This window comes from Streptosporangiales bacterium, assembly GCA_009379955.1.
Classification (GTDB): domain Bacteria; phylum Actinomycetota; class Actinomycetes; order Streptosporangiales; family WHST01; genus WHST01.
In genome coordinates, this window is the sequence record WHST01000072.1 from 1 (window position 1) to 23,146 (window position 23,146).

The following is a 23,146-nucleotide window of genomic DNA, read 5'->3' on the forward strand; positions in this document are numbered from 1 at the left end:
CACAACGTCGGCTGATCGTTTACAGTTCTGAACACGATGGCCTCGATCCCTTCTAGCCCAAGGGTTCGAGGCCATCCTCTCCACCACCAGCCACCACATCATCGACCGCCACGCTGCGACTTTTTCAGGTCGAAGTAGCTATGGCGACAGCAAAGCGTCCACGCCGCACCCATCACGGCAGCACCAGCACCCGGGAACCACGACCCCGAACCACGATCAGTACCGCAGCCAGCCCCCGCCGCGCGACTACCGCGTGGACGCTTTGCTGTCGTCATGGCGACAGCGAAGCGTCCACGCGGTAGGTGAACCTTCAGGGGCGGCTGGCGGGGCAGCGGGCGGGAGCGCGGGGTGGCAGGGGCGCCGGGCGGGGCGGGCGTTCGCTCTAGGGGATGACGGCGGTGGCTTCTATTTCCAGGAGGTGGCTCGGGTCGTAGAGGCGGGTCACTTCTACTGTCGTGGAGGCGGGCGGGGGGTCGCCGAAGAAGCGGAGGCGTTGCTCGTGTACGGCGGCGTGGTGGCGCATGTCGACGAGGTAGGTCACCGTGCGGACGACGGCCTCGGGTCCCGCGCCGGCTTCGGTCAGGATGGCGCGCAGGGCGTCGAGGATCACCCTCGCCTGACCCGCGGGGTCGCCGACCGCGAGCACCTCGCCGTCGGCGGCGCGGGCAGTGAGGCCGGAGACGAAGAGCAGCCTGCCGGCGGCCGGGGCCAGCACCGCCTGGGCGAAGCCGGGCACGGGCACGTGGTACGAGGACACGTCGACGGGCTGCCGCGCCGCCGCCGACGATGACGGCTCAGGCATCGTCGCCGCCCGGGAGGAGGTGGGCGATCTCGGGGCGGTCGACGTCCTCCACGTCGGTCGGGTCGTCGAGGATGTGGAAGTCGGGGCCGGCGGGTGCGTAGATCTCGATGGCGGTCGCCGTCCCGAAACCCGCGCTGCCGGCCGCGTGCGGAGTGCCCGGTGGGATGAACGCGACGTCGCCCTCGGCGAGGTAGTAGCGCCTGCCGTCGACGATCACGCGGAAGATCCCGTCGAGGACGACGTAGACGTTCTCGGCCCTCTCGTGCAGGTGGTACGGACCCATGCCGGAGTCCTGGTTGAGCACGTTGACGTGCGCGTCGACGAGGGACGCTCCGTCGTCCGGACCGACCAGGTGGTGCGCGACGCCGCGGTCGAAACGCATCGGCACCTGCCTGGCGTCGTCTCGTCTCCTGATGAACGCCTCGGCCACCGTCATGCCTCGTTTCCGTCACGCGACCCGGGGAGGGTCGTCAGGTACGCCGTCGCGGCCGCCACGTCGATCACGTCCGCGTACTTCTGACCGATGTCGAAGAGGTTGACCTGCTGGATCAGGTCGGCCCGGTCGAAGGTCGCCTCGGCTACGAGCCCCACGCGGAAGTTGTACGAGAACGCGTCGACCACGGTCGCGCGGATGCATCCGCTCGTCGTGCCTCCGCAGACCAGGAGCGTGTCGACCCCGAGGTCGATCAGCCACGACGACAGCGGCGTGCCGAAGAAGATGCTGGGCTTGGTCTTCTCGACGACGAGGTCACCCTCGACCGGCCCGATCTCGGCGACGATGTCGTCGCCGACGCCGGATGACGCGCCCGCGAGCTTCCTGCCCCAGCCGCCGGCATGGGTCGAGGTGGTACGGGGCGCGTTGCGCGAGTAGATCACCGGCACCCCGGCCGCGCGCGCGACGGGCAGCAGCGAGGTCAGCGCGTCGATCGCCCGCCACGCGTACTCCCCCGAGCTCTTCGGGTTGCGCTTGATCGCCTCCCGGATCGGCTCCGACCTCTCACCGGTGAACGCGTACGTCACATCGACGACGAGCACCGCCGGCGACGTGCCGAGCCCGCCCGGCCTGCCGTACCCGGCCGCCCGGTACAGGTCCTGGATGTCGTCGCCCACCGCGTCGGCCCACGCCGTCATCACACGCTCCCGTCAGTCGTCGTCATTGCCGTACCAGAACGTGACGCGCCGCTCGATCAGCAGGCCGATGCCGTACAGGATCAGGCCGATCACCGACACCACGATGATCACGCCGATCACCGAGGCGGTACGCAGATCGGACTGCGCGAGCACAGCGACATAGCCGAGGCCCTTCGCCGCGACGGCCATCTCCGCCACGATCACGTTGGTCAGCGCGTAGGTGATGGCGAGCTTGAAGCCCACCATGAGTGCGGGCAACGCCGACGGGAGCCTGATCTTGAGGAACAGCAGGAACTCGCTCATCCGCAGCGACCGCCCGAGCTCGATCTGCTCCGGCTCGGTCGACGCGAGGCCGAGCATGGTCTGCACGAGGACGAGGAAGAAGATCGCGAACGTCGCCAGCGCGATCTTGCTGCCGAGGCCGATGCCGAACCAGATGAGGAACAACGGCAGGAACGCCACCTTGGGCACGATCCGGAAGCCCAGCAGCAGCGGGTAGACGGCCCGGCGGAAGAACGGCGAGTAGAAGATCGCGACCGCGGAGAGGAAACCCACCACGGAACCCGCGACGAACCCGAGACCGATCTCCTGCGCCGTCACCAGGCCGTGCGTCCAGTACTGCCCCGCGTCCTCGGTCATCGCCTCGACGACGAGGCTCGGCGGCGGCAGCACGAACTCGGAGACTCCACCCAACCGCGGGATCAGCTCCCAGGTGACGACGACGACCGCGAAGAGCGTCAGGAAGGCTGCGACGTCGCCCAGACGGGAGCGTCCGCGCCGACCCCTCCGTACCGCCGCGTCGGGGGTGGTGTTCTCGAGCCTCAGCTCGTCGATCGACATCCGATCCTCCAGCCCTTCAGTGGTGCCAGAACAGGAGCCGACGCTCGATGGAATGGAGCAGGAAGTACGTGCCGATGCCGAAGGCCGCGACGAACAGGATGCCGGCGATGATGAACTGGGTGTTGCTCGTCGCCACCGACTCGGCGATGCGCGACCCGATCCCGTCCCTCGGTGCAAGCACCTCGGCGAGCACCGCACCGATGAACGCCTCGGTGAGCCCGACGCGCAGGCCTGCCGCGAGGAATGGCAACGTGTACGGCATCGTCACCTTGCGCAGGATCTGCCACCTGGTGGCCTGCGAGATCCGGGCGAGCTCCAGCATCTCCCGTTCGACTCCCCTGATGCCGGCCGTGACGTTCTCGCAGACGGGGAAGAACACGAGAAGCACGATGACGAGCAGCTTGTAGAGGTCACCCAGGCCGAACCACAGCAGGAACAACGGAATGAGGATCGCCTTCGGCATCACGTACAACGTGACGAGGAACGGGTAGACCGCCGCACGGACCCGCCGGGACGAGCTGACCACGATCGCGGCGAGGACGCCGACGACCGCACCGATCCCGAAGCCCTCGAGCGTCACCAGGTACGTGTCGAGCATGCTCGTGAGCAGCAGGCCGAACCTGGTGCTGAGGATGCTCCACACGTCGAGAGGACTGGGCAGCAGCACGGTGTGGATGCCGGTCAGCTCGGTGACCGACCACCACACGGCGACGACCGCGACCACGAAGACGGCCGGGTCGGTGAAGCGGCGAACGTTCTGTGTCATGGTCGTCCGCCTCAGGCCCGCGACGGCGTCTCGTCGAACTGGAGGTGCTTGCGCACCCGGAGCGTCTCCTCGAGGAACGCCACGCTGTCGCGGATCGCCGGCCTCCTCGGCCGGTCGAGCGAGATCGTGATGTCCGCCACGACCCGACCGGGGTGGGCGCTCAGGACGATCACCCGATCGGACAGGAACACCGCCTCGGGAAGATGGTGCGTCACGAAGAGCACGGTCTTGTCCGTGCCCTCCCAGATGCGCAAGAGCTCGACGTTGAGCCGGTCGCGAGTGAACTCGTCGACCGCCCCGAACGGCTCGTCCATCAGCAGGAACGCGGGATCGAGCAGCAGCGCGCGACAGATCGCCACGCGCTGCCCCATGCCGCCGGACAGCTCCCGCGGGTACGCCTTCTCGAAACCGGACAGCCCGACGAGGTCGAGCAGGGAGCGCGCACGCTCGCGGAACTCCTCACGGCGTGCCCGCATCGCCTTGTCCTGCTGCGCACGTACCTCGTACGGGAAGAGGACGTTGTCCAATGCCGTGCGCCACTGGAACAGCACCGGTTTCTGGAACACGAAGCCGATGTCGCCGAGCGGCTCCGACACCGCGGTGCCGTCGACGACGACCTGCCCGCGCGACGGTGGGAGCAGCCCCGCCACGATGCGCAGCAGGGTGCTCTTACCGCATCCGCTCGGCCCGACGATGCTGACGAACTCACGGTCGTCGACCTGCGCCGTGATGTCGGTGAGGGCTGTGGTGAGTCGACCCTCGGCATGGAACGTGTGGGTGACGTCCTGGAGATCGATCATCTCGTCCTGCTCCTTCGTTCACGCCTCGATCGTGGGCCGCCAGGCCGTGGTCGGTCAGGTCAGCTGCGGCAGCAACGGGTTCTTGCGGCCCGCGACGGTCTCTAGCGCTGCCCGGCCCTTCTCGATGTCGACCTCGAACTCGCCGTCCTCGACCATGTCGAGCCCGAACGCGTCCTCTCGCTTCAGCGGCTTGTCGAGCAGGTGCTCGTTGATGAACGCGAGGGTGCGGTCGACCTTCTCCGGCACGAAGAACCCGATGCCGTGGTCGCTCGTCTCCTTGACGAGCATGAGCGACAGGTAGAGCTGCAGGTTGGCGAGATGCAGCTCCTCCGCGTTCGGCTGCGCGGCGATCTCGGGGTTGTACTTGAAGAGCGCCTTGATGGCCTCCCGCTGCCCCTTGGCGCCGTTCTCGATCGTGTACTGGTAGCCCTCGAGCGCGCCGCCGAGGAAGTTCCTCGCCAGCTCGGGATCGTCCTCCAGCACCTCTTCCGTGGTGATGATCCCGTTGCCGTAGATGCCCAGGTCCTTGGCGATCCACAACGTGTTCGGCTCGACGGGCGGCTTCTGCAGCCACCACTCCGGCAGGTTCGTGATCCAGTCGATGATCATGTCGGCCTGACCGCCGACGACCTGTGCGATGCCGGCGTCCTTGATGAAGCGCCAGCTGATGTCCTTGTCGTAGTCGAGCCCGTTCTTCGCGCAGTACGCGCGCATGACCGCGTTGTTCTCGCCCGTCGCGTTGTCCGCTCCGGTGTGCCCCACGAGGTCGCGCGCACCGTTCACCTTCAGTCCCTTGCGCGCGAAGATCGCCGACGGGTGCGTGGTGGTCGTCGCCGCGACCTCGCGCAGCGGCAGGCCCTTCGCGATCGAGTCCATGACCGCGGACACGCCGGCCCAGCCGAACTGCGCCTCACCGCGCCCGATCCGTACCGCGGTGTCGCCGGACCCGAACCCGCGTTGCAGCTGCACCGCGAGCCCACGCTTCGCCCAATACCCCTTCTCGAGCGCGATGTAGAACGGCGCGGTCTGCCCCTTGGGGATCCAGTCGAGGATGAAGCTGACCTGCTTGACGCCGCCCTTCTCCTCACCCGAGCCGGCGCACGACGCCAGTCCTGCGGTGACGAGGGTCGCACCCGTGAGATGAGCGGTCGCGCGGAGGAAGTCCCGCCGCGACAGGCCGGCTCTGCGCTGTGTCACTGACATCTCACCATCTCCTTGCCCCCGTTCGTCATCCGTCCCCGGTTGTGTCCACGACCAGCACCGGAGGTCAGAACTCCGGCAGCACCTGCTCCCCGAGTAGCGCCACCGATTCGTGCGCGTGGGGGAAGTCGACGCGGAGGTCGAAGACGATGTGCCGGACCCCGACCTCGGCGAGCTTGCGCACCTCGGCGGCGCACTCCTGCGGATTGCCCGCGATGAGCAGACCGGAGAGGTCCTCGATCGTCTCGAACCTCCCCGACGGGGGACGTAGCCACGACGTGGAGCCCTCCGCGCTCTCGGCGAGCCGGGTGACCGCGTCGCGCACGGTGTGCCTTGCTGTCACCGAGTCCTCGTGGACCACGGTGATCGGCATGGTGACCACGTCGATGTCGCGGCCGTGCTCGCCGGCGAGCTTGCGCACCAGGCGCATGCGTTCGGCGAACATGTCCAGCGGCAGCCGCCCCGCGATCCAGCCCTCGCCGTACGTGAACGCCCGGCGCACCGCCGCGCGGCTCGTGCCCCCGTAGTAGATCGGCAGGTCCGCGGGGGGTGCCGGCTCGATGGTCACGGCGTCCGCCTGGAAATAGGTGCCGTCGTACGTGACGGGGCCGCCGCGCAGGCCGCGGCCGAGTACGTCCATGTACTCGGTGAACAGCTCCTTGCGGTCGGCGCCGGGAACTCCGACCGAGGCCATGTCGGCCTCGCTCACCCCCAGGCCAACGCCGAGCCGCAGGCGACCTGCGGCGAGCCGGTCGAGCGTGCCGAGGTCCTGCAGCAGCTTGACCGGGTGCCGGGTCGGGGTGAGGACCGCCGTACCCAGCCCGACGGTGCTGGTGACCGAGGCGACCGACGCGAGGGTGAGCAACGGGTCGAGGAAGCAGGTGCCACCCGCCTCGAGCAACAGCCCGTGCGGCGCTGCCGCCGTGAGCCTGTCCCGCACCCACACGCAGCTGAAGCCGTACCGCTCCGCGCTCCTGGCCAGCTCGAGGACACCGCCTACGTCGACGTCGCTGCCGAAGTGGGGCAGCAGCAGGCCGAAGGTCACCCGCGCGTCGGCGTTCCGCTCGCTGCCCGACATGCCGTCACACCGCCCCGGCCGACCGGCCCGCGTACGTGTCGAACCAGTCGCCGGCGAGCCGCAGACACTCCTCGAACGCCGCACCCTCGTGGACACCGTGGTGGGCGACGCCGGGCAGGACCACGAGGCCCTTCGGCTCGCACGCCCTGCCGTGCATCGACACCGCCTCGTCGACCGGGACGAGCGCGTCGTCCTCCGCGTGGACGACGAGCAGCGCCGTGCCGTCGGTGTACGGGAGGACGGACTCTGGCCGGAACTCGATGATGCGTTCCGCCGACTCGAGAGTGGTCTCGAAGCGCATCGCGGGGTGCCTCTCGAGCATCTCCTGCCGCCAGCGCACCGCCTCGGGGTCGCGGACGAGGATCTCGTCGGGATCGATCGGCTCGTCCTTGCCCTCGAGCACGCGCCGGACACGCCCTTCGTGCACGCGGGCGAGGAAGTCGAGCCATTCGTGGTGGCGACGCAGGGCGCGCATGTGCCGCTCACCGTCTCCCCAGCCGACGACGGACACCACCGCTGTGATCCGCGGGTCGACGCCGCCGAGGTAGACGGAGTTGGCGCCGCCTGTGCTCACGCCGAGCGCGACGAGACGCGAGTCGTCGACCTCGTCGCGGCTGGCCAGGTACGTCACCGCCGCGCGAAGGTCGTCGACCTGCTCGGTGGGCACGATCCGTCCCGGCATGCCCTCACTGCCGCCGAACCCGCGGTAGTCGGGCACCAGCACTGCGAAGCCCATGGCCGCGAGCCGCTCGCCCCACGCGGCGACCTGGTCCTTCACGCTGCCGAAGCCGAGGCAGTAGACGATGCCGGGCACCGGCTCACCGGCTGCACGACTCTCGGGCAGGTAGAGGTCGGCACCGATCGCCGCCCCACCCGTCGTGAAGAACCGGCACGTCTCCGCCATCGCCGGAATCCCTTCGCTCGTCGCGACTGCGCGTAGATGTCAGGCCCGAATCGACCTGAGCTGTGGGAGCACCTCTTCGCCGATCAGGTCGAGGGTGCGTTCGTAGTCGTCGTACTGCAGGCGCAGGTCGAACACGACGTGGTCGAGGCCGCGCTCGCCGAGCTCCGCGACCTGCTCGACGATCTCCTTGGGCTCGCCCGCGCACACGATGCCGCGCAGGTCGTCGACGGTGTTGAAGCCGCCCTTCGGCATCACCCAGGTACTGCTCGCCTCGGACGATCCGGCCAGGGCGCCGACGTCGATGCCGGAACGCGCCACGTTGCGGTCACGGTCGACCTTCACCAGCGGGATCGCCGACCTCGTGACCCGCCTGCCCGCCTGCGCGCTGAGGTCGTCGAGGAGCTCGAGTCGCGCGTCGAGCGTGGCGAGAGGAATGCGGCCGGGCATCCAGCCGTGGCAGTGGTCGACGGCGTTGCGCACCGAGATCTCGGTGGTGCCGCCGTACCACATCGGGATCTTCTCGACCGGCTTCGGCTCGATCGTGACGTCCTCGAACGAGAACATCGTGCCGTCGAAGCTGACGGAGTCGTGCTCCCAGACCAGTGGCAGGATCTTCGTCGTCTCGACGAAGATGGGCTTGCGGTCCTTGCGACGGAAGCCGGCCGCGCCGAGCTCGTTCTGCCCGCTGCCGAGACCGAGACCCGCGATCACACGTCCGCCGGCGAGGAACGAGAGTGACGCGAAGTCCTGCGCGAGCTTCAACGGCCATCTGATCGGGATCAGCACCGCCGTGCCGAGGTGGATCTTCGTCGTCCGCGCGGCGATCGCGGCGAGGCACGCGAACGCCTCGACGAAGGTCTGGTCGGTGCCCTCCATGCCGTGCGGCTGCCAGATCAGATGGTCGCGCACCCAGATCGCCTCGAACCCGGCCTGCTCGGCCAGCACCGCGCCGTCGATGATCCGCTTCGGCGTGGCGTGCTCGCCGAAGTGCGGCGCGAGCACGCCGTACGTCATGCCCGCAGGCGTACGGTCGAGCGGTCGGTGGTCGTCGGCATACCGGGTCACTGGGCTCTCCCGGCGACGTACCGACCGAACCCCGGCGTGCCGACGACCTTGCGGTCGCGGGCGATGACGGTGCCGCGCAGCATGGTCAGCTCCACCGCGCCGGTGACCGTACGCCCGAGGTACGGGGTCCAGCCCACCTTGGTGTAGAGGCCCTCGTCGGTGAGCGTGACCTTCTTGTCCATGTCGACGATGACGAGGTCGGCATCGGACCCGGGGAGCAGCACGCCCTTCTTCGGGTACACACCCACGAAGCGCGCGGGTTCCTCGGACATCAGCTCGACCGCGCGCGACAGCGTCAGCCTGCCGTTCGCGATGTCGTCGAGGACGATCGCGTACTGGTAGTCGTACTGCGGCGACCCCATCGCGGCGTTCCACGCGTCGTGCTCGAGCACCTCGATCTCCTCGCGCGTGTGCGGCGCGTGGTCGGAGTCGATCATGTCGATGGTGCCGTCGGCGAGCGAGCGCCAGATCTCCGCCATCCGCTCCTCGTCGGCGGTGATGAAGCCGCCGGGACAGGCACGACCCTTGAGCGTGTCGAGGTCGTCGCGGGTCAGGTGGTAGTACTTCGGGTCGACGGCGCACGAGACCCGTTGACCGGCCTCCTTCGCCTGCCTGATCAGCCGGAGGCTGCCGGCCGAGTGGGTGTGCACGACATGCAGGCGCACACCCGTCAGCCGCTGCAGGTTGATGAGCGTGTTGACCGCGGTGTGCCAGATCTCCTCGGTCGTGTACACCTCGCCGAAGGTCACATGGTTCGGCGGCTTGCCCGCGGCGAACGCCTCGGCCGAGAGCTTCTCGAACAGCGACTGGTTGAACGGGTGGATCAGCGCTGGCAGACCTGTCTCCGCGATCGCGCGGAGCACCCCGACGAGCCTGCCCTCGTCGTTGACCGCGAGCCGCGGGTCGTGCGGGTACGCGCCGGAGACCTGGAAGATCTTGTAGCCGGTCGCACCGGCCTCGGCCATCTTTCGGATCTCATCGACGTTGGTACCCGCCACCCAGTGACCCCAGTCGACGATCGACTTCTCGTCGGCGAGGGCCTGCTTCTCCTTGAACCTCTCGGTCGTGTCCGTGGGCGGCTCGACGTTGGGCATGTCGATGATCGTCGTCACGCCACCCGCGGCCGCAGCCTGCGACGCGGAGAGGAAGTCCTCCTTGTGCGTGTAGCCGGGCTCCCGGGTGTGCGCGTGGGTGTCGATGATGCCGGGGAGCACCACCCGCCCGGTCGCGTCGATCACCTCGGCGGCCTCCGCCGTGCTGGCGCGCTCGACGATTCCCGCGATCACGCCGTCGTCGATGAGCAGGTCGGCGCCTACGAGCTGCCCCCGCACCATCACCTGGCCGCCACTGATCCGGGTCTGGTAGTTGCTCATCTGGTGGTTCCCTCATCCCTCTCGCCGAGTCGACTGAGTCCCTGCCGCACGACCTTGACGTCGGCGGGGTTGCGGGCCATGTCGACGACCACCGCCTTGCCGTGACCGACGTGCTCCTGCACGAGCCGGTCGGCGAGGTCGCCGTCCCTGTTCCACAGGGCCTGCAGGATCCTGCGGTGCGACGCCATCGACTGCCGCAACGTCTCCTCGGAGTACTGGCTCGTCACCATGCGCAGCAGGTGCGTGGGCGACATGGCCGCGATGAGTCGCAGCAGATGCGTGCTCTGCGATGCGCCGTTGACGCCCGCATGGAACTCCCGGTTGAGGTCGGCGATCCGCTCGGCGTTGGCCGGGGTCAGGTCCTCGATCAGCCGGTCCATCTCGGTCTGCAGGGCGTCGAGCGCGTTGAGCTCGGGCACGGTGATGCGCTGCGCCGCGATCGACGCCGCCAGCCCCTCGAGCCGTTGCCGGATCGAGTAGATCGTCTCGGCCTCCTGCATGAGGTCGACCACGACGAACCCGCGGTGCGGACGCGCCTCGATGACGCCCTCGGACTGCAGTCGCCGCAACGCCTCGCGCACCGGGGTCCGGCTGACGCCGAGCTTCTCCGTCAGCTCGGTCTCGACCAGCCGCGCGCCTGACGCGAGGACGCCGTCGCTGATCGCGGCCTGGAGGGCGCGGTAGACGCCGTCCGCCAGTGGCACACCTGGCTCGACGACCACGGGCCCCAACGCCTCGACGGTCTGGCTCTCCGGCATGCGTGCCCCTCTCGCGGTTCGTACATCTTCCGGTTGGATTGTATACATGTCAAGATCTTCCATACAGTTCATCGAAGTGCGTACGATCCTGGTGTGTCCGGGCCGGGCACCGAAACGCGGCGAGGGGCACCCTCACCGCGTCATGGCACGGTGAGGGTGCCCCTCACGGGTTCGGGCCCAGCCGGCCCGGGGACGGCTCAGCCGCCGCTGATGTCGAGCTCCGCGCCCGCGGGTGGGGTGGGGTCGTCGGGGTCGTCGAGCCAGCCGTACGGGAGGGTGACGCGGCGCGGGCTGCCCTGGCGGCCGCGGGGCAGCGACTCGTTGTCGGTCGGCCACGGGACCGAGGGGTCCAGCGTCGCCAGCAGCGTGTCGAGCTCGGCGAGGTCGCCGACCATGGCCAGCGCGCGGCGGGGGTCGGTGCCGACCGGGAAGCCCTTGAGGTACCAGGCGACGTGCTTGCGGAACTCGCGCGCGCCCTTGTCCTCGCCCAGGTGCTCCGCGAGCAGCGTGGCGTGCCTGCGCATGACGCCGGCGACCTCGCCGAGCGACGGGCGGACGCGGGCGTCGCGGCCCTCGAAGGCGTCGACGAGGTCGCGGAACAGCCACGGGCGGCCCAGGCAGCCGCGGCCGACGACGACGCCGTCGCAACCGGTCTCGCGCATCATCGTGACGGCGTCGGACGCCTCCCAGATGTCGCCGTTGCCGAGCACCGGGATCGACACCGACTCCTTCAGCCGGGCGATCGCCGACCAGTCGGCGTGGCCGGCGTAGTGCTGGGCGGCGGTGCGCGCGTGCAGCGCCACGACGGCGGCACCCGCGTCCTCGACGATCCGGCCGGCGTCGAGGTACGTGAGGTGCTCGTCGTCGATGCCCTTGCGCATCTTGACGGTCACGGGCAGGGGGCCGGCCGCGCGCACCGCGGCACGGACGATGCGGCGCAGCAGCGGGCGCTTGTACGGCAGCGCCGAGCCGCCGCCGCGCCTGGTCACCTTCGGCACGGGGCAGCCGAAGTTGAGGTCGACGTGGTCGGCGAGACCGTCCTCGACGAGGACCGCGACGGCGCGTTCGACCGTCGACGGGTCGACGCCGTACACCTGGACGCTGCGCGGTCGCGCGCACGGCTCGAACTCGACCATCCGCAGCGTCGTCGGGCGCCGCTCGACCAGGGCACGGGCGGTGACCATCTCGCTCACGTACAGCCCGGCGCCGTACCCGCGGCACAGGGTGCGGTAGGCCGCGTTGGTCACCCCGGCCATCGGCGCGAGCTCGACCGGCGGCCAGACCGGGTAGGGCCCGACCTGGAACGAGGTGAACTCGCCCGGGCGTGCCGGGCGTGCGGGTGAGTCGTACGTGAGCGCGGACATCACGGTCCATTGTCGCCGCCGCGGCGCGAACCGCGAAAGCGAGGTCAGGCCGGCAGGCGTTCGGCGAGGTACGACGTGACCTGGTCGAGCGCCACCCGCTCCTGCGCCATCGAGTCGCGCTCGCGGATCGTCACGGCCTGGTCGTCGAGGGTGTCGAAGTCGACGGTCACGCAGTACGGAGTGCCGATCTCCTCCTGCCGCCGGTAGCGGCGACCGATCGAGCTCGCGTCGTCGAACTCGACCATCCACCGCTGCCGCAGCTCCTGCGCGAGCGAGCTCGCCGCAGGCGACAGCCGCTCGTTGCGCGACAGCGGCAGCACGGCGACCTTGACCGGCGCGAGCCTCGGGTCGAGGCGCAGCACGGTGCGCTTGTCGACGCCGCCCTTGGTGTTCGGCGCCTCGTCCTCGTGGTACGCGTCGAGCAGGAACGCCAGCACCGAGCGACCGAGGCCGGCCGCCGGCTCGATGACGTACGGGGTCCAGCGCTCGTTCTTCTGCTGGTCGAAGTACGACAGGTCGTGGCCGGAGTGCTTGGCGTGGGTGGACAGGTCGAAGTCGGTGCGGTTCGCGATGCCCTCGAGCTCCTCGAACTCCTTGCCACCGAAGTCGAAGCGGTACTCGATGTCGACGGTGCGCTTGGAGTAGTGCGAGAGCTTCTCCTGCGGGTGCTCGAAGTGCCGCAGGTTGTCACGCGCGATGCCGAGGTCGGTGTACCAGTCGGTGCGGATGTCGATCCACGTCTGGTGCCACTCCTCGTCGGTGCCGGGCTCGACGAAGAACTCCATCTCCATCTGCTCGAGCTCACGGGTGCGGAAGATGAAGTTGCCCGGCGTGATCTCGTTGCGGAACGACTTGCCGGTCTGCGCGATGCCGAACGGCGGCTTCTTGCGCGCCGACTGCATGACCGCGAGGAAGTTGACGAAGATGCCCTGCGCCGTCTCGGGCCGCAGGTAGTGCAGGCCGTCCTCGCTCTCGACCGGGCCGAGGTAGGTCTTCAGCATCGCGTTGAACATGCGCGGCTCGGTGAACGCGCCGCGGGTGCCGCAGTTCGGGCAGGCGAGATCGTCGAGGCCGTTGGCCGGCAGGTGGCCGTGCTTCGCCTCGTACGCCTCCTCGAGGTGGTCGGGGCGGAAGCGCCGGTGACACGACTGGCACTCCGTCAGCGGGTCGACGAACTCGTCGATGTGGCCGGACGCCTCCCACACCTTGCGGGGAAGGATCACCGAGGAGTCGAGGCCGACGATGTCGTCGCGCAGCTGGACCATCGACCGCCACCACTGGCGGCGGACGTTCTCCTTCAGCTCGACGCCGAGCGGACCGTAGTCCCACGCCGCCCTCGTACCGCCGTAGATCTCTCCGCTGGGGAAGACGAAACCACGGCGCTTGCTGAGGTTGACGAGTTTCTCGGTGCGATCGGCGGGCACGTTCTCTCCATCCGGCTGGCAGTCGGCGGTCGTCGTCGGGAGTCCGACACCGTACCGAGTCGGACGACGACGTCGTGTGACGAGACTAGCTGGCGCGGTCGCTCGGCCTCGAACCGGTTTCGCCGTCGAGCAACACCTCGAACGCGCTGGGCTCGTCCCGCGCGGTCGCGAGTAGCGGCACGGCGCGGACCCGCACGTCGAACGACGACAGAGCGCGCCGGTACGCCCCGACGTTCTCCCACTCCGTGATGATCACCCACGCAGCCGGGTCGTCGAGGGCGCGACCGACCCGGCCGTTGACGTATCCCGTACAGGCCGAGAGCGCGTCGAGCATCTCGGCGGCGCGCTCGCGGAACGACGCGTCGTCGGCCTCCGGCACCTCATGTCTCGTGACCGCCAGCACGGTCGCCCTCCTCGCGTCTGCGTTGCCTGCTTGAATGGTGCACCATGGGCGTGTCTCCTTATGACTGTCCGGGCTGCGCGACGCCCAGGACGGCCATTGGCGGCGTTGTCGGAGCTCGCAAGTACGTCCGGTACAAGCTTGTCCTCCGCCACCGCCACTGACCGCCCTGGACGCCGCTCGCTCCGAACGCCATAAGGAGACACGCCCATGGCGAAGAGGTCAGGTCAGCAGAACCGGCGACGCGCCGGCCAGCGCCGGTCGGGCGCAGGTCCCACCCGACCGCGCCGTTCCGCGGGCCAACGCCCGCTGCCGAAGGGCGACAGCTTCGCCACGCCCGACGCCTCACCGCTGCGCGCCAGGCTGGAGCGCAGGAGTGCGACCGTCCTCGTCTTCATGCACCGGCTCCCCCGCTGGGTGCCGTTCGTCCTCATGCTCGGGCTGCTCGCCGCCGCCCTGCTGGTCAAGGGCGTGATCGGCGGCCTGCTGCTCGTCCTGCTCGCCGTGGTGCTGTGCTGGCTCGCGTTCGTGTCGTGGCCGACGCTCGGCAAGGGCGACCGCGCGTTCCGCGTGTTCGCCATGCTGGTCGTCGTGGCCGCCGCCGGCTACTTCGCCTACGCGACCTGACCGAGGTGACGACGCGATGGCCACGAACGAGAGGTTCTTCGACCTTCCGCCGCGACGGTGGGAGCTCGCACCTGTGAGGGGCACCCTCACCGTATGGCCAGGCCCGTGAGGGGCACCCTCACCGTGTCAGGGTGCGGTGAGGGTGCCCCTCACAGGTCGAGGTGCGCGGTGAGGGTGCCCCTCACGAGTCAGGGCGCCGGTTCACGGGCCCGAGCTGAAGTTGGGGACCGCGCCGCCGTAGCGGCGGTCGCGGGAGGCGTAGATCTCGCAGGCGCGCCAGAGGTCGAGGCGGTCGAAGTCGGGCCAGAGCGTGTCGAGGAACACCAGCTCGGCGTACGCCGACTGCCAGGGCAGGAAGTTCGACGTGCGCTGCTCGCCGGACGAGCGCAGGAACAGGTCGACGTCGGGCATCTCCGGCTCGTCGAGGTAGCGGGCGAACACGCGCTCGTCGACGCGCTCGGGGTCGACACGTCCGGCGGCGACGTCGCGGGCGAGGGCCTGGGCGGCGTCGGAGATCTCCGACCGACCGCCGTAGTTGACACACATGGTCAGGGTCAGCGTGTCGTTCGCCTTCGTCAGCTCCTCCGCGACCTGCAGCTCCTTGATGACGCTGCGCCACAGCCGTCGCGGCCGCCCCGCCCAGCGCACGCGCACGCCGAGCTCGTGCATGTAGTCGCGCCGGCGGCGGATGACGTCGCGGTTGAACCCCATGAGGAAGCGGACCTCGTCGGGCGGGCGCTTCCAGTTCTCGGTGGAGAAGGCGTACGCCGACACCCACCGCACGCCGAGCTCGATGGCGCCCTCGACCACGTCGAGCAACGCCGCCTCGCCACGCTTGTGCCCCTCGATCCTCGGCAGGTCGCGCTGCTTCGCCCACCGCCCGTTGCCGTCCATGACGATCGCGACGTGCCCCGGCACGAGGTCGGCGGGGATCGCCGGCGCCCTGGTGCCGGACGGGTGAACGCTCGGCGGGCGTACGTCGCGCGGCCAGCGTGCCGTCAGCGCTCCCACGCGCCCGCTTCGTCGCTCGCCTCCGGCAGGTGTCGCGACGGTGCCCTGCTCGGCCCGGGAGGCGTCGCGACCCCTACCTGCGGCTCTCTCCTCAGCTCCTGCGCTCACGGGCGGCTCACCATCCGCAACGACCGCAGGCCGTTCTCGATGTGCCACTGGAGGTACGCGGCGACGAGGCCGGTCGCCTCGCGCCGGTGGCTCGGCCCGCTCGCGTCGGCGACCTCCCAGTCGCCCGCGAGCAGGGCACCCAGCAGCCGGATCGCCTCGGGCGACGCGTTGGCGGACCCCGCCGGGCGGCAGTCGACGCACGCGACGCCGCCGGACTGCACGGAGAACCAGCGGTGCGGGCCCAGGGCGCCGCAGCGCGCGCACGAGCCGAGCGCGGGCGACCAGCCGGCGACCGCGAGGGCGCGGAGCAGGTACGAGTCGAGCACCAGGCCGGAGGCGTGCGTGCCGTCGGCCAGCGCGCGCAGCCCGCCCACGAGCAGGAGGAACAGCTGCAGCGAGGGCTCGCGCTCCTCGGGCGTGAGCCGCTCCGCGGTCTCCAGCATCGCCGTGCCCGCGGTGTAGCGCGCGTAGTCGGTCGCGATGCGCTCGCCGTACGGCCGCACGCTCTCGGCCTGGGTGACGATGTCGAGCGAGCGCCCCTCGTACAGCTGCAGGTCGACGTGGGTGAACGGCTCGAGCCGCGAGCCGAACTTCGACGTCGTGCGGCGCACGCCCTTGGCCACGGCGCGCACCCGCCCGTAGCGGCGCATGAGCACGGTGACGATGCGGTCGGCCTCGCCCAGCTTGTGGGTGCGGAGGACAACCCCTTCGTCCCGATAGAGGCTCACGGCCTCATCGTCTCAGGTCGGAGTGACGATCAGGCGGATGCCCGGCACGGGCTCTAGCGCGCCGCGCGGTTGACGGCCGAGACGAGCGCCTTGAGCGAGGCCGTGACGATGTTCTCGTCGACGCCGACGCCCCAGAGGACGCGGCCGGCGATGGCGCACTCGACGTACGCCGCCGCCTGGGCGTCGTCGCCTGCCGTGAGCGCGTGCTCGCTGTAGTCGAGGAACCTGAGGTCGAATCCCGCCCTGCCGATGGCGTCGACAAACGCGGCGACGGGGCCGTTGCCGGTGCCGTGCAGCTCGCGCGGCTCGTCGCCGATGTGCACCTGCGCGGTGAACTCGTCGTCCCTGCCGTCGGCCGACGACATCCGGTGGGAGTCGAGGCGCAGCGGGCCGGCGACGCTCAGGTACTCGCGGTCGAAGATCTCCCACATCGGGCCCGGCTCGATCTCGCCGCCCTCGGCGTCGGTCTCGGCCTGGACGATGTGGCTGAACTCGATCTGCAGCCTGCGGGGCAGGTCGAGGTTGTGCTCCGCCTTCATGATGTAGGCGATGCCGCCCTTGCCCGACTGGCTGTTGACCCGGATGACCGCCTCGTACGTGCGGCCGACGTCCTTCGGGTCGACAGGGAGGTACGGGACCTCCCAGCGGCAGTCGCCGACGGGCACGCCGGTCTCGGCCGACTCGCGCTCGAGGGCCTGGAAACCCTTGTTGATCGCGTCCTGGTGCGAGCCGGAGAACGCCGTGTAGACCAGATCGCCGACGTACGGGTGCCGCGGGTGGACGGGCAGCTGGTTGCAGTACTCCACGACCCGGCGGATCTCGTCGATGTCGGAGAAGTCGATCTGCGGGTCGACGCCCTGGCTGAACAGGTTCAGGCCCAGCGTGACGAGGTCGACGTTGCCGGTGCGCTCACCGTTGCCGAACAGGCAGCCCTCGATCCGCTGCGCGCCGGCCATGACCGCGAGCTCGGCGTCGGCGACGGCGGTGCCGCGGTCGTTGTGGGTGTGCACGGACAACACGACGTGCTCGCGGCGGGTCAGCGACCGGCTCATCCACTCGATCTGGTCGGCGTAGACGTTGGGCGTCGAGCGCTCGACCGTGCACGGCAGGTTCAGCACGATCTCGCGGTCGGGGCCCGGCTCCCAGGCGTCCATGACCGTCTCGCACACGTCGAGGGAGAAGTCGAGCTCGGTGTCCATGAAGATCTCGGGGCTGTACTCGTACCCGAAGTCGCAGTCGCCGAGGTACTGCTCGGCGTACTTCTTCACCAGCTGCGTGCCCTCGACGGCGATCCGCCTGGTCTCGTCGCGCCCGTCGCCGGGGAAGCCGAAGACGACGCGGCGGAAGACCGGCGCGCACGCGTTGTAGAGGTGCACGGTCGCCCGCTTCGCGCCGACCAGGCTCTGCACCGTCCGCTCGATGAGCTCGTCGCGGGCCTGGGTGAGCACGGAGATCTGGACGTCGCCGGGGATGCGGTCCTGCTCGACGAGCTCGCGGACGAAGTCGAAGTCGGCCTGGCTCGCGGAGGGGAACCCGACCTCGATCTCCTTGTAGCCGAGGCGGACGAGCACGTCGAACATCGCCCGCTTGCGTACCGGCGTCATCGGGTCGATCAGCGCCTGGTTGCCGTCGCGCAGGTCGGTGGAGAGCCAGCGCGGCGCCTTCGTGATCGCCTGCGTGGGCCAGGTGCGGTCGGGGAGGTCGACGGCGGGGAACGGATGGTACCGGTGGATCGGCATGCCACTGGGCTGCTGCTGAATGCGCGTCATCGGTGAGTCCTCACGGCGGGTCCCTGCGGACGAGGGAGGTGGGTCGTTCGGCCGGGGGCACGACTGCGCTCCGCGACGGGTGACCGGCCTGGCTAAGCCCCGTCGCGGCAGCGAAGGAGGAGGAACGCGTACCGCATGACAGCCGCTACCTTACCGTCCGTCACGCGATTCGCCCAGCCGGCCCCGTCCATTACGTGAGACGAGCCGTCCACGACGACCGACGCGCTCCGTCGTCCGCTGGGCACGCGTCGTACCGAGGTGTCAGGGTGGACGGCATGACCTACTGCGCGATCGTTCCCCCGTTCCTGCTCGACGCGCTCGGCAACGCCGACGACGCCGGCCTCGCCGCCCTGGCACAGCGCACCATCGAGCTCGACACCACGCACCGCGACTGGCGCCGCACGCCGCGGCCCGCGGCCGAGCCGGGCGACGCCAACCGATCGGTCCACGACGCCGGCAACGCCGAGACGCTGCCGGGAGAGCTGAAGCGCGAGGAGGGCGGCGATCCCTCGGGCGACAAGTCCGTCGACGACGCGTACGACCATCTCGGCGCGACGTGGACGTTCTACTCCGAGGCCTACCAGCGCGACTCGATCAACGGCCAGGGTCTCCCGCTCATCGCGACGGTGCACTACGGCGACCGCTATGACAACGCGTTCTGGAACGGCGACCAGATGGTCTTCGGCGACGGCGACGGCACCATCTTCCTGGCGTTCACCGGGCCGCTCGACATCACGGCGCACGAGCTCACCCACGGCGTCACGCAGTACACCGCCAACCTCACGTACGAGGGACAGTCGGGCGCTCTCAACGAGTCGTTGTCCGACGTGTTCGGCGTGCTCACCAAGCAACACGCACTCGGCCAGACGGCCGACCAGGCCGACTGGCTGATCGGCGCCGGCCTGTTCGGTCCCGACGTCGAGGGCAAGGCGCTGCGGTCGATGGCCGCGCCCGGCACCGCGTACGACGACCCGCGCATCGGCAGGGACCCGCAGCCGGCCACGATGGACGACTACGTCGAGACGACCGACGACAACGGCGGCGTGCACATCAACTCCGGCATCCCCAACCACGCCTTCCACCTCGCCGCGACGGCGCTCGGTGGCAACGCCTGGGAGCGCGCCGGCCTCGTCTGGTACCAGGTGCTCACGTCGGGCTCGCTCGCCGCTGACGTCGACTTCGCGACGTTCGCGCAGGCGACGGTCGACCAGGCTGCCTCGGTCGACGCGGAGACCCAGGAGGCGGTCCGCAAGGCGTGGACGGACGTCAAGGTGCTGACGTGAGGATCACGGTCCGCCGCAGCGGGGGCGTCACCGGCCTTACCCGCACCGGCACCGCCGACCTCGACGACGCCGACGAGACCGTCCACCTGTTCGTCACGGCCCTGCGCACGGCGGCCGCGCTGGCACCGGCCGGCACCCCCGACGCGTTCAGCTACCACGTCCGCCTCGGCGACGAGCCCGAGCTCACGGTGGACGAGCGCGCACTCCCGGCCGACGTCGCCGGCCGCCTGCGGACGGTACTGGCCGCCGGCACCTGACGCGTCATCCCTCCCCCACTGGGGACCCCAGCGAGGGTGGGGTCGAGCGAGACTGGGCTACGTCAGGACCAGCTCGTAGAACAGCGAGCCGGCGGCGACGCTGTTGACGAGCATGTGGGCGACGAGGGCGGGACCGACCCGGTCGAACAGGAGCCGAAGCACGCCGAACACCATGCCGCCGAGCAGCAGCCCCACCATGCGGACGGGCTCGAGGTGGATGGCACCGAAGATCGCGCTCGTGAACAGCAGCGTGAGCACCGGGCCGAAGCGGTTGCGGAACGCCTTCCACCACATGCCGCGGAAGTGCAGCTCCTCGACGAACGGGCCGAGGAACGCGATGACGAGCAGGAAGACGTACAGCACCGGACCGCTCTGCGTGCTCTCCAGGACCGTCGTGCCGACGCTGCTCGACGGCTCGATGCCGGTGAGCTTCGACATCGCGAGGGTGCCGCCGAGCACCAGCCCCATTGCGGCGAGGCCGCCCGCGACGCCGGTGAACAGGTCGTACCACCGGAACCTGAGGCCGTACTCCACCGCGATGCCCGCGCCCTTGCGGCGTGCGACGAGGTACTGCCACAGCAGCACCGCGAGGTAGGCGGGGAGCAGGCTGACGAGTCCGAGCGTGAGGGTCGGCGGGTCGTCCAGGTCGCCGCCGCTCGCCGCGATCACCAGGACGACGGCGACGCCGACCACGAGCTGGACGCCGATGAAGATCACGAGCCCGATCAGCGCGCTCGGCAGCCCCCACCGGGGACGGCGGCGCCGCGCCGGGACGAACCCGTCGGCGGGGGGCCACGGCGGCGTGATGTCAGAAACCAAGCCGGTGGAGCTGTCGTGGGTCACGTTGCCAGTCCTTGAGCACCTTGACGTGGAGATCCAGGTATACCGAAGAGCCGAGCAGCGACTCGATCTGCCGCCGCGCCCGCCCGCCGACGTCGCGCAGCCGCGCGCCCTGCCGGCCGATCACGATCGCCTTCTGGCTCGACCGCTCGACGTAGACGGTCGCGTAGACGTCGACGAGATCCCTGCCGTCGCGCCGGCTCATCTCCTCCACGGTGACCGCGATCGAGTGCGGCAGCTCGTCGCGGACGTCCTCGAGCACCGCCTCCCTGACGAGCTCGGCGACCAGCACCTGCTCGGGCTCGTCGGTGAGCTCGCCGTCGGGATACAGCGGACGCCCCTCCGGCAGCAGCCCCGCGAGCACCCCGGCGAGCACGTCGATCTGCGCGCCGGACGTCGCCGATACCGGTACGACGTCGGCGAACTGCGCCTGCTCCCCGACCTCGAGGAGCCGGCGCGGCAGCTCGCGCCGGTGGTCGACCAGGTCGGTCTTCGTCACGACCGCCACGACCGGCGTGTCAGCGACCTCGCGCAGCCGCTCCATGATGAACCTGTCGCCCGGTCCCGCGCGCTCGTCGGCCGGCAGGCACACGCCGATCACGTCGACCTCGGTGAGCGTGCCGAGCACCACGTCGTTGAGCCGCTCGCCGAGCAGCGTGCGCGGGCGGTGCAGGCCGGGGGTGTCGACCAGCACGAGCTGCGCGTCACTGCGGTGCACGATGCCGCGGACGGTGTGCCTGGTGGTCTGCGGCCGGTTGCTCGTGATCGCGATCTTCTGCCCGACGAGCGCGTTGGTCAGCGTCGACTTGCCGACGTTGGGCCGGCCGACGAAGCACACGAACCCCGACCGGAAGGGGCCGGCCGTCTCGTCGTCCCTCATGAGCCGGCCTCCAAAGCGAGCATCGCAGCGGCCCGAAGCGCACACCGGGTCCAGGCACCCACGGAGCGAGGAGCGGAGCGGCGGAGGACGGCGGGGAGCACCGTCACGGGCGGACGATGTGGACGGGGGCGTCGGCCGACAGGTCGCGGACGACCCGGTCGTCGACGTCGTCGGCCGAGGTCAGCACGACCGCGGCCTCGAGCCCGCTCGCACCGCTCGACACCGCCTGGGCGACCGCGACCTCGAGCGCCGTCAGTCGCAGCGAGGGTAGTCGGACCGCCGACGCGACGTAGGTGCGGCCGATCTCGTCACGCACCGCGGCGGCCTCGGCCGCGGAGCCGCGGGCGAGCGCGGCGCGCGCGAGCATGGCGAGCTTCGCGTCCTCGGGGTCGGTGAGCTCGCTATCGGACATCGACATGCTCCTCGGCACGCTCGGGGTGCTCCGCCTGGTCACCGTGGCCGCGGTCGGTGGAATCGCGCCCGTTCGACGGCACGAGCCGCTCGACGAGGACGGTGAGGATCCGGTTGCGCCGGCCGACGGCGCTCTCCGCGGTGAGCCGCAGCCCGGCGAGCCGCGCGGTCGCGCCGGGGATGGGCACGCGGCCGAGCGCCTGTGCGAGGAGCCCGCCCACCGTCGTGACGCCCTCCTCCTCGATCTCGATGTCGAGCTCGTCGGCGAGGTCCTCGACGGGCAGCCGGGCGGTTACCCGCAGCCGGCCGTCGTCGAGCCGTTCGATCGGCGGCACCTCGACGTCGTACTCGTCGGTGATCTCGCCGACGATCTCCTCGATGATGTCCTCGATGGTCACGAGCCCGGCCGTGCCGCCGTACTCGTCGACCACGATCGCGACGTGCACCTGCTTGGCCTGCATCTCGCGGAGCAGGTCGTCGGCGGGCTTGCTGTCCGGCACGAAGTACGCGTCGCGCATGACCTGCTCGACCCGCTCGCCGGCCTCGGCGTCGGGCTCGTCGTGGACGCGGCGCACGACGTCCTTCAGGTACGCGATGCCGACGACGTCGTCCTCACTCTGCCCGACCACGGGGATGCGCGAGAAGCCGCTGCGCAGGGCGAGCGACATCGCCTGCCGCAGGGTCTTGTCGCGCTCGATCAGCACGATCTCGGTGCGCGGCACCATCAGCTCGCGGACGAGGGTGTCGCCGAGCTCGAAGACCGAGTGGATCATCTGCCGCTCGTCGTCCTCGATCAGCCGGCTCTCCTCGGCCAGGTCGACGAGGTCGCGGAGCTCGGCCTCGGAGGCGAACGGGCCCTGCCGGAACCCCTTGCCCGGCGTGAGCGCGTTGCCGATCATGATGAGCAGCCGGGCGAGCGGGCCGAGGATGCGGCCCAGCCAGTACATCGGCGACGCGACCGCGCGCGCGACGGCCGCGGCGTGCTGCCGGCCGAGAGTGCGCGGGGCGACCCCGACCGCGATGTACGACACGACCACCATGCAGCCGGCGGCCACCAGCACGGCGACCGCGTCGCGGCGGAACGCCCCGACGAGCACGACGGCGACGAGCACCGACGCGGTCACCTCGCATGCCTTGCGCAGCAGCAGGGCGAGGTTGAGGTAGCGGTACGGCTCGCGGACGAGCTCCTGCAGCCGCCCGGCTCCCCTGCGTCCCTCGCGCACGCCGTCCTCGACGTCGACGCGGGAGACCCGGGACAGCGCGGTCTCCGACGCGGCCAGGAGACCGGCGACGACCACGAGACAGGCGGCGAGGACGAGCAGCCAGG

At 70.3% G+C, this 23,146-nt stretch carries 25 protein-coding genes; 3 read left to right on the forward strand and 22 right to left on the reverse strand.

Features of this window, described 5'->3' with window-relative positions; translation table 11 throughout:
* Positions 1-382 precede the first annotated feature (382 nt).
* The 15 genes from GEV10_20095 to GEV10_20165 form a co-directional block, all read right to left on the reverse strand.
* The gene (locus GEV10_20095; GenBank protein MQA80749.1) at positions 383-802 is read right to left on the reverse strand and encodes a RidA family protein; all 420 of its coding nucleotides are present in this window, start codon (positions 800-802) and stop codon (positions 383-385) included.
* The gene (locus GEV10_20100) at positions 795-1,238 is read right to left on the reverse strand and encodes a cupin domain-containing protein (GenBank protein MQA80750.1); all 444 of its coding nucleotides are present in this window, start codon (positions 1,236-1,238) and stop codon (positions 795-797) included. Before GEV10_20100 ends, GEV10_20095 begins: the two co-directional genes overlap by 8 nt.
* Entirely contained in the window at positions 1,235-1,933 is a 699-nt protein-coding gene (locus GEV10_20105; GenBank protein ID MQA80751.1) for an isochorismatase family protein, read from the reverse strand. Before GEV10_20105 ends, GEV10_20100 begins: the two co-directional genes overlap by 4 nt.
* A gap of 12 nt (positions 1,934-1,945) precedes the next feature.
* On the reverse strand, positions 1,946-2,773 hold the full coding sequence (locus GEV10_20110) for an ABC transporter permease subunit (GenBank protein MQA80752.1): 828 nt from the start codon (positions 2,771-2,773) through the stop codon (positions 1,946-1,948).
* Positions 2,774-2,789: 16 nt separating this feature from the next.
* On the reverse strand, positions 2,790-3,539 hold the full coding sequence (locus GEV10_20115) for an ABC transporter permease subunit (protein MQA80753.1): 750 nt from the start codon (positions 3,537-3,539) through the stop codon (positions 2,790-2,792).
* An 11-nt stretch (positions 3,540-3,550) separates the two neighbouring features.
* A complete protein-coding gene (locus GEV10_20120) occupies positions 3,551-4,339 on the reverse strand; it encodes an ATP-binding cassette domain-containing protein (GenBank protein MQA80754.1) in 789 nt (262 codons plus the stop codon).
* Positions 4,340-4,393: 54 nt separating this feature from the next.
* Positions 4,394-5,542, reverse strand: a complete 1,149-nt coding sequence (locus GEV10_20125; GenBank protein MQA80755.1) for a hypothetical protein — start codon at positions 5,540-5,542, stop codon at positions 4,394-4,396.
* Positions 5,543-5,606: 64 nt separating this feature from the next.
* Positions 5,607-6,617: an LLM class flavin-dependent oxidoreductase gene (locus GEV10_20130; GenBank protein MQA80756.1), complete on the reverse strand. Its 1,011-nt coding sequence runs from the start codon at positions 6,615-6,617 to the stop codon at positions 5,607-5,609.
* 4 nt (positions 6,618-6,621) lie between these two features.
* Positions 6,622-7,521 (reverse strand): alpha/beta fold hydrolase, encoded by a 900-nt coding sequence (locus GEV10_20135; protein ID MQA80757.1) that lies wholly within the window; start codon positions 7,519-7,521, stop codon positions 6,622-6,624.
* Positions 7,522-7,560: 39 nt separating this feature from the next.
* Positions 7,561-8,586 (reverse strand): LLM class flavin-dependent oxidoreductase, encoded by a 1,026-nt coding sequence (locus GEV10_20140; protein ID MQA80758.1) that lies wholly within the window; start codon positions 8,584-8,586, stop codon positions 7,561-7,563.
* Positions 8,583-9,959, reverse strand: a complete 1,377-nt coding sequence (locus GEV10_20145; GenBank protein ID MQA80759.1) for an amidohydrolase family protein — start codon at positions 9,957-9,959, stop codon at positions 8,583-8,585. Before GEV10_20145 ends, GEV10_20140 begins: the two co-directional genes overlap by 4 nt.
* A complete protein-coding gene (locus GEV10_20150) occupies positions 9,956-10,789 on the reverse strand; it encodes an FCD domain-containing protein (protein ID MQA80760.1) in 834 nt (277 codons plus the stop codon). Before GEV10_20150 ends, GEV10_20145 begins: the two co-directional genes overlap by 4 nt.
* Positions 10,790-10,914: 125 nt before the next feature.
* Positions 10,915-12,081, reverse strand: a complete 1,167-nt coding sequence (gene dusB, locus GEV10_20155; GenBank protein MQA80761.1) for a tRNA dihydrouridine synthase DusB — start codon at positions 12,079-12,081, stop codon at positions 10,915-10,917.
* A 44-nt stretch (positions 12,082-12,125) separates the two neighbouring features.
* On the reverse strand, positions 12,126-13,505 hold the full coding sequence (locus GEV10_20160) for a glycine--tRNA ligase (protein ID MQA80762.1): 1,380 nt from the start codon (positions 13,503-13,505) through the stop codon (positions 12,126-12,128).
* A gap of 85 nt (positions 13,506-13,590) precedes the next feature.
* Entirely contained in the window at positions 13,591-13,908 is a 318-nt protein-coding gene (locus GEV10_20165) for an antibiotic biosynthesis monooxygenase (GenBank protein MQA80763.1), read from the reverse strand.
* 306 nt (positions 13,909-14,214) lie between these two features.
* On the opposite strand from GEV10_20165, the gene GEV10_20170 reads away from it, so the two are divergent.
* Positions 14,215-14,532, forward strand: a complete 318-nt coding sequence (locus tag GEV10_20170; GenBank protein ID MQA80764.1) for a hypothetical protein — start codon at positions 14,215-14,217, stop codon at positions 14,530-14,532.
* 201 nt (positions 14,533-14,733) lie between these two features.
* On the opposite strand, the gene GEV10_20175 is transcribed toward GEV10_20170, so the two are convergent.
* The 3 genes from GEV10_20175 to leuA form a co-directional block, all read right to left on the reverse strand.
* Positions 14,734-15,543: an isoprenyl transferase gene (locus GEV10_20175; GenBank protein ID MQA80765.1), complete on the reverse strand. Its 810-nt coding sequence runs from the start codon at positions 15,541-15,543 to the stop codon at positions 14,734-14,736.
* A gap of 104 nt (positions 15,544-15,647) precedes the next feature.
* A complete protein-coding gene (gene recO / locus GEV10_20180; GenBank protein ID MQA80766.1) occupies positions 15,648-16,379 on the reverse strand; it encodes a DNA repair protein RecO in 732 nt (243 codons plus the stop codon).
* A 53-nt stretch (positions 16,380-16,432) separates the two neighbouring features.
* Positions 16,433-18,118: a 2-isopropylmalate synthase gene (gene leuA, locus GEV10_20185; GenBank protein MQA80767.1), complete on the reverse strand. Its 1,686-nt coding sequence runs from the start codon at positions 18,116-18,118 to the stop codon at positions 16,433-16,435.
* Between the two features lie 305 nt (positions 18,119-18,423).
* On the opposite strand from leuA, the gene GEV10_20190 reads away from it, so the two are divergent.
* Both GEV10_20190 and GEV10_20195 read left to right on the forward strand, forming a co-directional pair.
* A complete protein-coding gene (locus GEV10_20190; GenBank protein MQA80768.1) occupies positions 18,424-19,431 on the forward strand; it encodes a peptidase M4 family protein in 1,008 nt (335 codons plus the stop codon).
* On the forward strand, positions 19,428-19,688 hold the full coding sequence (locus GEV10_20195; protein MQA80769.1) for a hypothetical protein: 261 nt from the start codon (positions 19,428-19,430) through the stop codon (positions 19,686-19,688). Before GEV10_20190 ends, GEV10_20195 begins: the two co-directional genes overlap by 4 nt.
* 57 nt (positions 19,689-19,745) lie before the next feature.
* On the opposite strand, the gene GEV10_20200 is transcribed toward GEV10_20195, so the two are convergent.
* The 4 genes from GEV10_20200 to GEV10_20215 all read right to left on the reverse strand — a co-directional run bounded on the left by GEV10_20200 (position 19,746) and on the right by GEV10_20215 (position 23,141).
* Positions 19,746-20,531 (reverse strand): CPBP family intramembrane metalloprotease, encoded by a 786-nt coding sequence (locus GEV10_20200; GenBank protein ID MQA80770.1) that lies wholly within the window; start codon positions 20,529-20,531, stop codon positions 19,746-19,748.
* Positions 20,497-21,408: a GTPase Era gene (locus GEV10_20205; protein MQA80771.1), complete on the reverse strand. Its 912-nt coding sequence runs from the start codon at positions 21,406-21,408 to the stop codon at positions 20,497-20,499. Before GEV10_20205 ends, GEV10_20200 begins: the two co-directional genes overlap by 35 nt.
* A 103-nt stretch (positions 21,409-21,511) precedes the next feature.
* Positions 21,512-21,826 carry a cytidine deaminase gene (locus GEV10_20210; protein ID MQA80772.1) on the reverse strand — a complete coding sequence of 105 codons (315 nt, stop codon included), beginning with the start codon at positions 21,824-21,826 and terminating at the stop codon, positions 21,512-21,514.
* Complete coding sequence (locus tag GEV10_20215) at positions 21,810-23,141, reverse strand: DUF21 domain-containing protein (GenBank protein MQA80773.1); 1,332 nt, start codon at positions 23,139-23,141, stop codon at positions 21,810-21,812. The genes GEV10_20210 and GEV10_20215 overlap by 17 nt, the downstream gene beginning before the upstream one ends.
* Positions 23,142-23,146: the final 5 nt, after the last annotated feature.